Below are 15,662 nucleotides of genomic sequence, written 5' to 3' on the forward strand. Positions count from 1 at the left end.
ATTATTCAAAATCGCAATATCTAATTAGCGCGGGCGGTAGGCTTCGAGTTTGTCGAGTAGCTTTTCCAGGGCGGAGCGGATGTCGGCGGCGGCGATTTCGTAGTCGTCGCGGGTGCCGCCGAATGGGTCGACGATGTCGAAGCTGGGCATGCGTTGTTGCATTTCGATCAATCGTTCAAAATCGCTTGAATCGATCGCTTCGCCGAGTGAACGCCGGATCTCGATGGACGCGTACAGGCGATCCAGTTCTTCGAGTTCATGCAGAACGCGTTCATCGCTTTCAGCATATTCTTTGAGTGTATATACTTTCCCTGCGGCCGCTGGGAAACGAGCGAGTACGTTTTGTTTGTGGCTTGCAGTGAGTGTTAGCACCAAATCTGCCCATTCCAGTACATCCGCTTGTAGTGACGAGGATGTAATTTGATCTTGAATCTGGTGATCGCGCAGCACGGCTTCTGCATGTCTGGACATGGACATGCCATCCATAGCCGCTACACCGGCAGAACGAACCTCGACAGGGATGCCGCGTTCTTTTGCCAGCTTGCGCATAAAACCTTCTGCCATCGGACTCCGGCAGGTATTGCCGGTACATACGAATAAAATATGGTGCATGCTCCTGCCTCCCGTTCCTTTGTCATTCGGAATTGCCTTGAATAAGATTTAATAAGGCTTTCATCCGTGAATGTATTATATCAAACTCTGTGTGTGTACACCACGATCCGATCGATCAGTAATTAGTAAAATGTATATATGAGCAATATCGTAAATAGGGGCGACGGATAATCGTATAGATCGTTGCCCATGATGAAGTTGGTTGGGTGATGTGGAGTATAGTAATATATTTTGCTACCGCGAAAATCACTCTTCACTGAACGTCGTGTGAGAAATTCGCTAACACGGTAAGTCGTTCTTGCACCTTATCGCCTTTGCATAGTGAAGAGCTACTTACACGTAGATGTGTTTGCGTACATGTCCTAACCTCAAGTTTCTTATTTGTATATCTTTTCCAAACTGTATCTTTCAAATTTCTTATGACTTTCTCTTATAGCTTTACAACTTGTACATATAAATTTTCTTACACATACATAAGGTGTTTTCTATGCGGATGTCTTCTATGCGAATGAATGGATCACTATGCCATTCCTTATACCCGAATGAACTGACCGCCCGCTGCCTTGTACAGTCGATTCATTACTGCCAGTCCTACCCCTTGCTCAGCGCAGCCCTGTGCCAGAATAAAAGTGACTTCTGCTTCGTCAAACTGACGCAAATGTCCATACAGTCGACTGGCTGCTTCCTCTGGGCGTGACAGACTTCCAAGCGTCAGCCGTAACGAGCCGTCGTATATCGTCTCATCCTCATCAAACACGAGCACACCTGTCCGTTCACCGCGTTCCTGTGCCATAACAAGCTGCTCCTGCATAAAAACCGCCACTTCGTTTAAATGATCGCCCGTCACAATGCTCATGTTGCCTTTAGGTGCGTAATGCGTATATTTCATGCCAGGGGCACGCGGTGCTGTTTCTGCTGCCACATCGGACAATGCAGGATCAAGTTCCACATGATCCGCTACCGTTAATAGCTGCTCACGTGTAATACCGCCGGGACGTAAGATGATAATATGACCATCTTCCTGTACCTGAATGACAGTTGATTCCACACCAACTCCAGCGCTACCCCCATCTACGATACCATCGATACGTCCGGCTAGATCGTCGGCAACATGCGCTGCGGTGGTTGGACTTGGACGACCGGAACGGTTCGCACTTGGTGCTGCCAGTGGACAAGCCGCTGCGGTAATGAGCGCTAAGGCGATGGGATGATCCGGCATACGCACGCCTACCGTATCCAGTCCGGCAGTGACACGCGCTGATAATGCCCCATCAATTACCGGCATAACAAGTGTGAGCGGACCCGGCCAGAATGTATCCATCAATTGCTGCTCCATTGGCAACACACGCTGCACTAGCGATTGCAGTTGATTTTGCTGCGAAATATGGACGATCAGCGGATTGTCCGACGGTCTGCCTTTCGCTGCAAATACGGCTTCTACCGCAGCTGTGTTACGTGCATCTGCGCCAAGTCCGTATACCGTTTCGGTTGGAAAAGCGACAATTCCACCGGATGACAGTACAGCTCCCGCTTCTTGCAGTGAAGCGCTTTTCTCAGTCGGATCAAGTGCAGACCAACGCTGCATTGATACACCAACTGCCTCTTGATCGGTAGATTGCTTAGTATGATTTTCCATGCGGATGAACCTCCTTTCAAACTCAATTAAAAATGAGTGTGCGTTATCATTAAAATATACATGAGCTATCGTTGCTTGTTACTAGCTGCTGATGGGTGATTGCTAGTTGCGATTGCTCGGATTATCAGCCTTCACACGATCACTATATATCGCCTATAATACGGTCGCTTCATCAAACCATGCAATCCAAAATTACAACGCGAAAAGGAGAGCCACAGGCTGCGCCGGGTTCTCCTTTTTCCGTCCTGCTTGCGTTTGAATTTCGATTGACGTTTAGCGCTGGTGACTGATACATAATACAGATCCATATCGTGTAGTCCCCACTTTTAACCCTATGATCTTCGTAAACGTATCTTTATGACTTGTCAGCGATGTGTTGAATGTTTTGAATGTTTTGAATGTTTTGAATGTTTTGAACGATAAACTGTCTTGAACACAAAGTTTGAACCACTTGTTATAGTTGCTATGGCGAGCAATATTCAAGTTTTCACATCCGATTCATTATTGTGCAGTCCGACTAGTATAACGCTCTGTCGTTTCAACCGACAGTTCGTCCGCGTCCACCTGACTGTGCACACGAATACTCATCACCAGTCCCATACATGCCATATTCATTAGCAGCGAAGTACCGCCAAAGCTAATAAATGGCAGCGTAATTCCGGTCAATGGCATTAATCCGATAAACATGCCGATATTTTCGAAAATTTGATATAGCAGCATCGCCACAATACCGATGATCAAATATGGCCCTGCACGCTCCCGACATTCCAGTGATACAAGCACAAGGCGATGGATTAGTGTGAAATATAGCAATAATAGCACAGCTGCACCGACAAAACCGAACTCCTCCGCAACGACGACAAAGATCGAATCCGAGTACGTTAGCGGTACACGTTCTGCTTGTACCGAGCTGCCTTTCATATAACCTTCTCCACCAAGACCGCCTGATGCGATCGCCAGCTTGGCGTTACGTGTATGATAAATCGCCTTTTCGGTCGCTTCATCCGGCATGAGCCACGGATCGATCCGTTCCATCCAGTGCTCACGGTTTACGTTTTTCAAATACGTTTCGATATTGTCGTGATAGGCTACATAGCTGCGAATACCGACGATCACCATCGTAATCGCCAGCAATGTAATCAGTGCCGCCTGTGTGTATTTCATATTACCGATCCAGAGCAGTGCCATCATAATGATCAGATAGCTGAGTGCATTACCGAGGTCATTTTGCACCATAACGAGTCCAAATGGAATCAAGGTAATGCCCAACAGCGGTGTAATGTCGCGCCAGAAACCTAGCTTAAGCTTGCGCTTACTCGCTAATTGCACCGACAAGAACATGATCAGCACCATTTTGAATAGCTCTGCTGGCTGTAAACTAATTCCGCCAAAATTGAGCCAGCCTTGCGCATTGTTGAGCGTTTTACCGACGACCATAACGAGCATCAATAGCACCAGACCGACAATATAAATATACATTGCATATTTTAGCCAGAAGCGGTAATCAACAAAAGCCATAACGAAAAATACAACAAACCCCAGCACATAATACATCGCCATCTTGCTGGTAGAATCACCAAACTTCGCACTCGAATGGGTCGCACTATAAATCACGACCAGGCTTGTCGCCATCAATATCAAAAGAATCGTAAAAAGTGTCCAATCGATCCGCTTCAGCTTCGTGATCATTTCTGTCCCCTTTTCCGTTTAGCCCTGCGACACCTACTCCAGCATCCCAATCACATGCCGCTCAATGCCTGCAAGGTCCTTGATGATATGAATCTTCGGGTATCCTGCTTCACGAACCATTTGTGCTACATCTTGCGCTTGCCCCATACCTAATTCAAACGCAACCATACGCGGTTGCCCTGCTAGTAGCGACAGCTGCGACATCATGATGCGATACGGTCCAAGTCCATCCGGTCCACCTGCCAGCGCAGTCAACGGCTCATGCTCGCGCACTTCCGGTTGCAGTTCAGCGATATCCGCATCCGGAATATACGGTGGATTGGATACTACAATGTCTACGGAACAACCCGTAAATGGCTCCAGCAGATTGCCCTGCTTCCAGCCGATCGATACACCCTGACGCTCACTGTTATGCTGCGCAATCTCAAGCGCCTCCGGCGAAATATCGCTCGCCCACAGCTCCCATTCCGGACAAAGCCGTGCTAATGTGAGCGCAATCGCTCCACTACCGGTTCCGATATCGACACATACGCAGCGACGTGCACTATGTTTCACATCATCTACATGATCTGTTCCCCATGCTGTCTGATCTGCTTCATGAGTGCATTCCATCGCAGCTGACACCGGAGTAGATTCGCTTCTATGAGACAAACGTTCCCCGTGGAACAATTGATCCTGCTCTACTAAAGACGAAGTGTGTGCTTCATTTGTATCCAAGTGTATATCGACTGACCTGGACGCCAGTTCGACAACCGCTTCGACCAGCAGCTCCGTTTCAGGACGTGGAATTAGTACAGCTGGTGTTACTTTGAACACCTCACCGTAAAATTCCTGTTCCCCGATAATATACTGTGCCGGCTCGCCTGCTGCCTTGCGCCGAACCGCCTCTTCCCATGCCGCCTGACATTCGGCTGGGAACGGGTCCGGCAATGCCATATAATATCGTGCGCCAGACAACCCAAGCACCCATTCCAGCAGCAATCTTGCGTTGGACTCCGGCTCCATCACCTCATGCTGTCTGAAAAAAGAAGAAGCCTCAACATAGGCTTCTCGTATGCTTTGTTGCGGCTTCATCGTAAAGGATATCAGTGTCAAAGCTTACGCCTCTTTTGCCATCAGATCGGCTTGTTCAGCCAGCGTCAGCGCGGAGACAATTTCTTCAATCTCGCCGTTCATCACTTGATCCAGCTTGTGCAGGGTCAAACCGATACGGTGATCAGTTACACGGCTTTGCGGGAAGTTGTAGGTACGGATACGCTCACTGCGATCACCTGTACCTACTTTACTTTTGCGCTCGCCGGCATATTTGGCTTCTTCTTCCTGACGCATCATATCGGAAATACGTGCGCGCAGTACTTGCAGTGCTTTTTCTTTGTTGGAGTTTTGCGATTTGCCATCCTGACATGTTGCCATAATACCGGTCGGCATATGGGTAACACGCACCGCCGATTTGGTCGTATTAACGGACTGACCGCCCGCACCACTGGAACAAAATGTATCGACGCGAATATCACGATCATGAATCTCGATATCGACTTCTTCCGCTTCTGGCATGACAGCTACCGTCGAAGTGGACGTATGAATCCGTCCGCCGGATTCGGTCGTTGGGATACGCTGTACACGGTGTGCGCCACTCTCAAATTTCAGTTTGCTGTATGCACCGCGTCCATTGATCAAAAATGTTACTTCTTTAAAACCGCCTAGATCGCTAACGTTCGTATCCAGCACTTCCACTTTCCAGCCCTGTGTATCAGCAAAACGTGTATACATCCGGTACAGATCAGCTGCAAACAATGCTGCCTCATCCCCACCAGCTGCGCCACGAATTTCCACGATAACGTTTTTATCATCGTTCGGGTCTTTGGGCAGCAGTAAAATATGGATCAATTCCTCAAGTTCTGTTTTGCGTGCGGACAGCTCATCAATCTCGAACTTGACCATCTCACGCATCTCATCATCGAGCTTTTCACCTTGCAGTTGTTTGGCGGCATCCAGTTCTTCCGTTACTTTACGGTATTCAATGTATGCTTCATAGGTCGGCTGCAAATCCGACTGCTCTTTGGAATAATCACGCAAACGTTTGGAATCGCTTGCCACGTCTGGGTCACACAACAATTCACTTAATTTATCATAACGGTCTGCTAAAGCCTGTAAACGATCTAACATGGGTAACCACCTCTTTAGTTGTTCATTTGCTTGGAATACATGAGCCGAAACGGCTTATCTAAAAAATTGTATATAAAGAAAAACCCTGCTTCTGACAGCATTCTACCGATTCATGACTCCAATGACGAATGCACAAAAATACAAGGTTACGACTCTTGATTATAGCACAGAATATCACAATTTCCTATCCTTAAATCAACGAACTAGCATTATTTTTTATTGCAAACTAGCATTAGTTTTTATTGCAAATGGAACCGTTTGAATAACCGCTATATTGGACAGTCTACGTATCCGATCGGAATGGGAATGAAGCAGTGACCTGTTCACAATCCGCTTCATCAGACTGGCTACATTATGACACAGTATGAGCTTAATTTTAATATCGGATAGCCTGTTTGCTTCTGTTCCTACGGGTTATCTATACTAAGACTGTTGGACAGCTGCACATACATCATGCTACTGCTATTCCTTCATCTGGTCTGCTTCAGCGCATATCCATAAATTATTGAGGAGGTTGTACAAGTGGAAAAAGTTGCATTAGGTCAACAAGGATTGCTTGTGTCTCGTCTTGGTCTAGGTTGTATGGGCATGTCAGAATTTTATGGCAGTCGTGATGAGCAGGAATCACTTCGCACGCTGGACGCTGCACTGGATAGCGGTATTACTTTTTTCGATACGGCAGATATGTATGGCAACGGGGAAAATGAGCAATTTATCAGCCCTTTTATTCGCCAGCACCGAGATGAAGTCGTGATCGCAACGAAATTTGGCAATGTACGCGGAGAAGACGGTTCTTATCTGGGCATTAGTGGCAAGCCGGAATACGTGCGTGAAGCGTGTGAGAAAAGTTTGAAACGACTCGGTGTGGATACGATCGATTTGTATTATCAGCATCGTGTCGATCCGAATGTACCGATTGAAGAAACGATTGGCGCAATGGGCGAACTGGTACGCGAGGGCAAAGTACGTTATCTTGGTATGTCAGAAGCGGCTCCAGACACACTGCGTCGTGCGCATGCCGTGTTCCCGATCTCGGCGCTCCAAACAGAATATTCACTGTGGAGCCGCGATGTAGAGGATGAAGTGTTGCCGGTATGCCGTGAGCTTGGCATCGGTTTTGTACCGTACAGTCCGCTTGGACGAGGCTTTCTGACCGGGCAGATTCGTTCGTTTGACGATCTGGCTGAAGATGACTTCCGCCGCTTCTCCCCACGCTTCCAGGGCGATAACTTCCAGAAAAATCTGGATCTCGTTGATCGCATTCGTGAAATTGCCGCTGAGAAAAATTGTGCTCCTTCGCAGCTTGCTCTCGCCTGGCTGCTCGCTCAAGGTGAGGATATTGTGCCGATTCCAGGCACAAAACAATCGAAATATTTGCTGGAAAATGTCGGTGCGGTTCATATTCAATTTACAAAAGAAGAACTACAGCGCATCGATGCTACAGCACCTAAAGGAATCGCAGCTGGTGAGCGTTATGAGCAAAATGGTATGAAAACACTCAACCATTAAGCGCTGATTGTGAAACTGCAATATAACGAATGTCAGAATAACAGCTTATGAATGACGATCGTCTGCGAAATAGGTTCGTTCTACTATGCCTATAAGCGCTACCGGATAGGCTGGTATCCGTAAATAGCTGTTCACATCATATAACGTTGAGCATTAGTTGAGAATTGAGAGATGGATACTGTACAGATATTGTAACTTATTTGAATTATAAACTAGACAAGGCGGCGGGTAGAGAGTGATCTCTTAACCTGTCGTCTTTTTTACGTAGCCGTTATATAAGCTTGGCTACACATCATTCATTTTTACTATAGGGGTCATATTTACTACAATGTTTGTACTTACTACAGTATTCGTACTTGCTACAATCTTCATACTTGCTACAGTCTTCGTACTTGCTACAGTCTTCATACTTGCTACAGTCTTCATACTTGCTACAGTCTTCGTACTTACTATAGTCTTCGTACTTACTACAGTCTTCATACTTACTACAGTCTTCATACTTACTACAGTCTTCATACTTGCTATAGTCTTCATACTTGCTATAGTCTTCATACTTGCTACAATCTTCGTACTTACTACAGTGTTCATACCTGTTACACTTTTCGTACTCATTACAGTGTTCATACTCATTACAATGTTGATCAAGCTTGCAATACTCCTACCTATCCTACTGCTCGTACTGACCACATTCCTCATGCTCAGTACAATAGTTATAATCGCTACAGCATGGCAATCGTCACGATGCTCACTATATTGCTTAGCACTCTATATTACACATCTCATGCCGCCAGCCGATAAATAAAATAGAACACATCCATATACATAAATAAAAGGAGTAACTTAGCAAAAATAGCAAGTCTGTACAGATGTGTTCGTATGAAATCGGCAAGAATGAACTAAAAAAGGAGATGAGTAGGTATGCACACCTTTCGTCAAATTCGGCTTGGGGAATGGTATGGTTATTTGACGGCTTCGTTAGGCTGTCTCGTCATGGCGAGTCTAATCGTGGCAGCATGGTATCACAGTGGATTTCGCTTTTTATTTATCGTGGCAGTTGTAGGATTCGCGGTGTATTTTGTTTTCGCTCTCATGGCGTTAACGAAAAATGCTCGCACGTACAACTATGAACCGCATAAAGGTTTCTGGTATTACCGAATGCCCGAAAAAACGAAAATGGTACTCATATGGACAGGCTTTGCTTGCTCGGTTATTTTGCTTTTTATGTATTGCTTTGATGCCAGCTTTGATCGGTGGACATTTCTGTATGGAATCGTCGTTGCATTTCTTTTTCCAGGCACCTATTACTGGTTAAAAGAAAAAACATATGGGGATATACGCACGCAAATCGCCTGTGCACAATTGCTGTATTCGTATGGCGTATTAACACCAGACGAACGGATCTATGCGGTACATGGCAATGTACCGTATCATGCCTGGGTCCGGATCGAGCAGGAGGAGCCTGACGCCATCGACTGGATCGATGAACAACAGGCTGACGTGTATGAGCCATTACATCTGTTAATCGTTACCGACGACGAATTGGTAATGTGTACACAATATCCCGATGAGGAATTCGTATTTTCCACCATCCCACTAACCGAAATCCGGCAATTGTATGTATCCGGCGCTTCGTACAAAAAGATCGGCGGCGAGTCTGGTCCCAAGATGAACAAACAGATGATCGTCATTGGCGATGGGGAAGGTCACCAGTATCATTTCCAATTTTCCAATAAGCTATATAGTGCTCTGCATCTGTTTGTATCGGAACTGCTTTTCTGTATGGACAATGCATATATGCAGCCAGCCCCTGAGGATAGGCTGCCTGAACGAGATCATCCGGATTATGTGCCGCTGGATGATTTCCCGATGTTGTCGACTACCGAGGAGGACTATTTGCCGTTTGTACGGCAATCGCTATAACTAAGGTGGCGAAATGGAAATCATAACCAGACTATTGATCCTATATTTATTCAGGAGGAACATTCATCGTGAAAAGATTCCGCCAGATTCAGCGTGGCGAGTGGAAAGCTTATATTTTTAATTCAGTGATGTGGTTTGCACTAGTGCTATTTGCATTAGTCGCATGGTCTAGCTCAGGATTCGGGATTATGTTTTTCTTAGCTGTTGCTTTATCCATCGCTTTTGCACCTTCCTATATCCGTAGCCTGACTATCAATCCTCATACGGAGAATTACAAGACAGGCAAGGGATTCAGCTACTATCGTATTTCCGAAAAGGCAAAATTGAAGTTAATGTATTTTTCTCTAGTAAGCTATGTGATTGCTATGATCTTGTTTTGCCTCAGTGATGCATTCGATTGGTCGATTCTATTGTTTGGATTGCTGGGTGTGGTATTTATTCTCGTCACGCACATCAAGTTGAAGGCAGACATTATTGAAATGGAAAACTGTATTCGTTTAGCAAAACAGCTACACTCGATCGGTGTACTACATCCTAACGAAGTTGTTCGTGCCGCTCACGGTAATGTAATTGAATCCAAATGGAATAAGTTCATTAAGCAAAATGCCTTAGATCCGATCAACTTTACGGAACAAGAAAAAGAAGAGGATTATGCACCGCTTCATCTGTTAGTCGTTACAGACCATGAATTAGTTATGTGTACCAAAAAGCCAAATCAACCATTTGTGTTCTCAACGATGGCGTTAACTGATATTCGACAGCTTTACGTTTCAGCTTTTTCCTACAAAGAGATTATGACTTCAACTCTGGGCGTAAAACACAATCAAATGATTGTTATTGGTAATGGTTATTACCGGCAATATCATTTTGAATTTTCAGATTCGTTATATGGAAATAACATGCTTTCGTTTGTGAGACAGCTATTATTCTCAATGGATGAGGCTCATCGACGCGTACATCTCGACTCCTCAACTGAGCGTCAGCATTCAGCTTATGTTCGGTTTGAAGATATTCCGATGCTGTCGAGTACAGACGAAGTTTATTTGCCCTTTATGAAGCCGTCCCGGTAAGTCAAAATGAACCGTAGCTTTGCTGTCCTCCCCAGCTGTTATACACATCTGCTGTATCTGTAAGCTACATTTTCAATACGCGTTGTAAGTGGAACCTTTGTTTTCCGATTCACGACATCCACAATAAAAAAGCCTGATTGACCCGCAGCAAATGTAATTCTACATTTCGCATGCTGTGCCAATCAGGCTTTTATTTATTCACGCATGGCGTTTGCTAACGCTATGGCGATTCTCTAATTTATAAGTTATACGTTGAAACGGAAATGCATCACATCGCCGTCTTTCACGACATACTCTTTACCTTCCAGACGCAATTGACCGCGTTCTTTCGCGCCGTTCATCGAACCTGCGCTTACCAGATCCTCATAGCCAACAACTTCAGCGCGGATAAAGCCGCGTTCGAAGTCACTATGGATGACACCGGCTGCGCCAGGCGCTTTGGTTCCTTTACGAATTGTCCATGCGCGCACTTCCTGCACACCGGCTGTGAAGTACGTATACAGACCGAGCAGACGATACGCTGCTTTGATCAGACGGTTCAGACCGGATTCTTGCAGCCCGAGTTCTTCCAGGAACATCGCACGATCTTCATCGTCCAGTTCGGAAATGTCCGCTTCCACCTTCGCACTGATTGGGACAACCTCAGCATTTTCGCCTGCGGCAAATTCTTTTACTTTGAGTACGAAAGGATTGGTATCCGCTTCGGTTACACCATCTTCGCTCACGTTGGCTGCGTACAATACAGGCTTCATCGTCAGCAGATGCAGGTCACGGATAATCAGACGCTCGTCTTCGGTCAGCTCCATGCTGCGTGCAGGCATATCGTTGTATAACGTTTCCTTCACACGTTCCAGAATTTCGATCTCTTGCGCGTACTGCTTGTTGCCGCCCTTCATGTTCTTCTTCGCACGATCAATACGCTTTTCTACACTGTCCAGATCGGCAAGTACGAGTTCCAGATTAATCGTCTGGATATCGCTGATCGGATCGATTTTACCATCAACGTGGGTGATGTTTTCATCTTCAAAACAACGAACAACGTGTACGATCGCATCCACTTCACGAATGTGCGCAAGGAACTTGTTACCCAGACCTTCGCCTTTACTTGCGCCACGTACCAGACCAGCAATATCAACAAATTCGAATGCGGTTGGAACGGTTTTTTTCGGTTCAACGAGTTCAGTTAATTTGTCCAGACGCTCGTCCGGTACTTCAACGATACCGACGTTTGGATCAATCGTACAAAACGGATAGTTAGCGGATTCGGCACCCGCCTGCGTGATTGCATTAAAAAGTGTGGATTTACCGACGTTTGGCAATCCAACAATACCAGCTTTCAAAGCCATTTATGCTGACAACTCCTATATTTGAATTGGTGACAGACTCTTCTGAATTTCCACACTATTATATATGACAACCTCAGGCGTGGCAAACGATTAAACGATAAATTGTTCCGCCTGTTTTTTCAGATCCACCGCAAGACGGTTTAGATCGCCCGAAATATCCGACAATTCAGCTACCGATTGCTGCTGTTCCGTTGCGCTTGCGGACACTTCTTCCGTCATCGCGGATGTCTCTTCAGTCGTTGCAGCGATATGGGTCAGATGCTCCTCCACCTCATGACGGATATGCTGCATCCGCTCGGTGTTGTTGGACAGATCACGTGCCAGACGCTCTACATCTTCCGATACACGGCTAACCTGTTCAAATGACTCCATACAATCCGTAATGCGATGTTCCTGCTGCTCCGCAGCGCTCAAGCTTTGCTCAAACTCGGTATGAATGAGACGAATCTGCTCTACAAAATGTCCTAAAATCCGATCAATCTCGCGAATCGATTCCCCGGATTGCTGTGCAAGCTGCCCCATCTCATGGGCAACGACGGCAAAACCTTTGCCCGCATCACCTGCACGCGAAGCTTCAATCGAAGCGTTCAACGCCAGAATCTGTGTTTGTTTTACGATCCCCTGCACCTGTCCACTAATACCAGCCGCTTCACGCGATTTCTCCGCCAGTGTGCTGGACAATTGTTGTAGTTGTTGTACGCTAGCTACACTTTCTTTGCCCTGTGCTAACAACAATTCATGCTCATGTAAAACGGTATTACGAACATTGGTCAATTGCTCTGCTGTCGCGCTAAACTGATGCACATAGGTGCCGATCTCGTCCATAATGTCACCAAGACGTGCCGATTGATCGACCGAATGCTCCGTTTGCTCTGCCTGTTGTCCGGCTCCACTGGCAATTTCTTGAATCGCTCGTGACAATTCTTCGGTCTGACGTAATGTGCCACCTGCCACTTCTTCAATATAGCCGGATGATTGCTGAAGCGTCTTGGAGCTGTGCTGAATGCTCGCGATCATACCGGTAATATGCTGAATCATCGCATTGTTCAGATCACTAATTTCGCCCAGCTGGTCACCTGTTAGACGCTCGGAAGGAACGGTTAGATCGCCTGCTGTTACTTTTTCCATACTATGCTTGATTTCTCTCACCTGTCGTAACATCCGGCGAATGAACAGCATCGCCGCTACAACGGCAAGAATGAATACACCGGCAAAAATCGGAATGACCAGCTTGTACGCTTCCTTGATCGTTACCGCGTAAACCGAATTGACCGTGTTCGCTGAAATATCGATCCCGAGATAACCGATTACTTTACCGGCATCATCACGAATCGGCATAAAGGTGGAAAATAACTCGCCCCACTCCGGATCGTTGGACACATCCGTGGTGATCGCCTTTCCTGCCAGCAATGCGGATGTACGATCGGCGCCGAGCTGGAGTTCGGTATCGTATGGGCTGTAATTTTTATCATCCCATGCAGCACCATCGACGGTGTAAAGCCAGTGGTCATCCACCCGTTTGAACATATACACGTATAGCGTCCCGGTTTCCATACGCACATTGTTTAGCCGCTCACGCAGCTCTTTGTATGGCGCGCTCTGCTCAGGATTCGCACTGGTGTACATTTGCTCAATCGCATTTTTATCAAGTTGCGCGATCGTATTGGTCGCCAGCATTTGATTGTTTTGCTGCAATGTGGATAAAGCTGATTTCTGGATCAGTAGCTGTGTCGTCCACATCGTTAGTCCACAAATTAACAGTAGCGGCACTAAAATAATTAAGTATAGTTTAGGGCGCAGTCCCAATTTTATAAATGAATGCTTCTTCACTTGTTGTCCTCCTTATGATGTATATACCTGTGATATAGGCTAATAGTTCAAAGTACCCATTTATTATCGACGATAAGCAGTTTATTTTGTATAGCAATCTATTCATTTTGTTGATTTTTGTCGTAAAATTTCAGAAAATTCGGGTAATAATCATTTGATGCAGCAGAATATAGTCAAAATGTACTGCAATATCGATTTAACTTGATGTGTCCGTTTAGTGAAAATAGTTTGAGACTATCGTAAAAGCTACGATGACCTGTTGATGCATCAATGGAATAAGAGTGGAGCTGCGACAACGCAAAAAAAGAGACCTTGCTTATGGCGAGGTCTTTTTGCATGATTTATTAGAAATGAATGAGTATTAAACGAACATACGCTATGATTCAATAACGCTCGTTTTGTTTTGTTTTTTTGTTTCTCTTAGTCACCGTAATTGTTGGCTCCATCACAATTAGAAAACCAGCTTCGCTACACGCTATTCTTATCCATCAATTCGATATAGCCGCTGTGTCTGTTGAAGCTGTTCGATCGAAGCCGCGCCAACGCCAAACATCGCTGCGGACAGTTCAAATTCTACACGTTCCAACACTTGATCCAGCGCATCCTCCGATTCGACCGCTGCACCTAGCAAAGAACGTCCAAAACCGACTAGATCTGCGCCAAGCGCAATCGCTTTGGCTGCATCTACACCTGTGTATAGACCGCCACTGCCGATTAACGGCATATTGGGCACATGGCTTCGTACATCACGAATGCAATCTGCGGTTGGATAACCCCAGCCTGCAAACGCTTCGGCGGCTGCACGCCGTACCGGATCATGGCTACGGAACTTCTCTACCTGACTCCACGATGTGCCGCCTGCACCTGCTACATCGATAAATGCCATGCCTGCATTGGCAAGACGCTGCGCGGTTTCACCATCAATGCCCCAGCCTACTTCTTTGACACCGACAGGTACATCAAGCATCGTGGCCACCTGCTCCATACGTTTCAATAGACTAGCAAAATTCACATTGCCTTCAGGTTGAAACACTTCCTGTAAACTGTTCAAATGCAGAACGAGTGCACTCGCTTCCGCCAGCTCAACCGCACGCCGACATTCGTCTACGCCAAATCCGTAATTGAGCTGCACCGCGCCCAGGTTCGCAATGATCGGAATATCGGGCGCATCGCTACGTACATTAAATGTGGCAGCTAACTCGTCATGCTCAATTGCAGCACGTACCGAGCCAAGCCCCATCGCCCAGCCGCGACGCTGGGCTACGCGTGCAAGCCTGCGATTAATCTCTCCTGTCGCTTCACTGCCCCCTGTCATGGAGCTGATCAGCAACGGCGCTTTTAGATTAATACCAAACATCGAAGTCGTCAGATCGATACGGGCAAAATCAAGTTCCGGTAACGCCTGATGGCGAAACCGATATCGTTCAAAGCCGGACGTAATGCCTTCACCAGCTACATTTTCTTCAAGGCACAATCGGACATGTGCGCTTTTGCGATCTGAAATATGTCCTTCTTGAGATGGATGAGTCATATCCGCTTCCTTTCTTTATGTGGCGTACCGCCTGCAATTGTGTATGGCATCCATTCACCTCGAACGCCAGGCAGCGAAACCGAAGCGATAAGGTAGGTCGGGAAGGGTGATTAAACGATGTACTCCTATGTGGAACAGTGTGCTGAGAGTTGCACCATTTCTAGTAAAGAACAAGGGAACACCCCTTTATGCACATTCATTTATTCATACATATTACAGATAACCGTTCAGGGCAAATGTACCCTGTTGTTATGTTTACTCTTTTCCATTACATGTTCCAGCTTGCCCTATGCTTATCCTATAATCGATCACCAAACGACTCGAATCTAGCATAACCAGTCCATTTTAACCCT

General features: G+C 46.2%; 11 protein-coding genes. 3 read left to right on the plus strand and 8 right to left on the minus strand.

The features are described from left to right. Positions 1-24 precede the first annotated feature (24 nt). The 5 genes from AAHF22_RS11000 to prfA all read right to left on the minus strand — a co-directional run bounded on the left by AAHF22_RS11000 (position 25) and on the right by prfA (position 6,103). Positions 25-612 carry a low molecular weight protein arginine phosphatase gene (locus AAHF22_RS11000; RefSeq protein WP_347325055.1) on the minus strand — a complete coding sequence of 196 codons (588 nt, stop codon included), beginning with the start codon at positions 610-612 and terminating at the stop codon, positions 25-27. Between the two features lie 532 nt (positions 613-1,144). Beyond that, positions 1,145-2,197, minus strand: a complete 1,053-nt coding sequence (locus tag AAHF22_RS11005; protein ID WP_347325327.1) for an L-threonylcarbamoyladenylate synthase — start codon at positions 2,195-2,197, stop codon at positions 1,145-1,147. A 552-nt stretch (positions 2,198-2,749) separates the two neighbouring features. Beyond that, complete coding sequence (locus tag AAHF22_RS11010; RefSeq protein WP_347325056.1) at positions 2,750-3,937, minus strand: FtsW/RodA/SpoVE family cell cycle protein; 1,188 nt, start codon at positions 3,935-3,937, stop codon at positions 2,750-2,752. A 33-nt stretch (positions 3,938-3,970) separates the two neighbouring features. Further along, the gene (locus tag AAHF22_RS11015) at positions 3,971-5,011 is read right to left on the minus strand and encodes a N5-glutamine methyltransferase family protein (protein ID WP_347325328.1); all 1,041 of its coding nucleotides are present in this window, start codon (positions 5,009-5,011) and stop codon (positions 3,971-3,973) included. Positions 5,012-5,035: 24 nt separating this feature from the next. Beyond that, positions 5,036-6,103, minus strand: a complete 1,068-nt coding sequence (prfA, locus tag AAHF22_RS11020) for a peptide chain release factor 1 (protein ID WP_347325057.1) — start codon at positions 6,101-6,103, stop codon at positions 5,036-5,038. A 522-nt stretch (positions 6,104-6,625) separates the two neighbouring features. On the opposite strand from prfA, the gene AAHF22_RS11025 reads away from it, so the two are divergent. From AAHF22_RS11025 to AAHF22_RS11035, 3 genes are all read left to right on the plus strand, one after another. Further along, on the plus strand, positions 6,626-7,612 hold the full coding sequence (locus tag AAHF22_RS11025) for an aldo/keto reductase (protein WP_347325058.1): 987 nt from the start codon (positions 6,626-6,628) through the stop codon (positions 7,610-7,612). 918 nt (positions 7,613-8,530) lie between these two features. Further along, positions 8,531-9,532: a hypothetical protein gene (locus AAHF22_RS11030; RefSeq protein ID WP_347325059.1), complete on the plus strand. Its 1,002-nt coding sequence runs from the start codon at positions 8,531-8,533 to the stop codon at positions 9,530-9,532. 68 nt (positions 9,533-9,600) lie between these two features. Continuing rightward, a complete protein-coding gene (locus AAHF22_RS11035; RefSeq protein ID WP_347325060.1) occupies positions 9,601-10,602 on the plus strand; it encodes a hypothetical protein in 1,002 nt (333 codons plus the stop codon). Positions 10,603-10,847: 245 nt separating this feature from the next. On the opposite strand, the gene ychF is transcribed toward AAHF22_RS11035, so the two are convergent. From ychF to fni, 3 genes are all read right to left on the minus strand, one after another. Then, a complete protein-coding gene (gene ychF, locus AAHF22_RS11040) occupies positions 10,848-11,948 on the minus strand; it encodes a redox-regulated ATPase YchF (RefSeq protein WP_347325061.1) in 1,101 nt (366 codons plus the stop codon). Between the two features lie 90 nt (positions 11,949-12,038). Continuing rightward, positions 12,039-13,778 (minus strand): methyl-accepting chemotaxis protein, encoded by a 1,740-nt coding sequence (locus AAHF22_RS11045; RefSeq protein ID WP_347325062.1) that lies wholly within the window; start codon positions 13,776-13,778, stop codon positions 12,039-12,041. A 481-nt stretch (positions 13,779-14,259) separates the two neighbouring features. Further along, positions 14,260-15,309, minus strand: coding sequence for a type 2 isopentenyl-diphosphate Delta-isomerase (gene fni, locus AAHF22_RS11050; protein ID WP_347325063.1), 1,050 nt, complete (start codon positions 15,307-15,309; stop codon positions 14,260-14,262). Positions 15,310-15,662 lie beyond the last annotated feature (353 nt).

Source organism: Paenibacillus wenxiniae, from assembly GCF_039822605.1.
Taxonomy (GTDB): Bacteria; Bacillota; Bacilli; order Paenibacillales; family Paenibacillaceae; genus Saccharibacillus; species Saccharibacillus wenxiniae.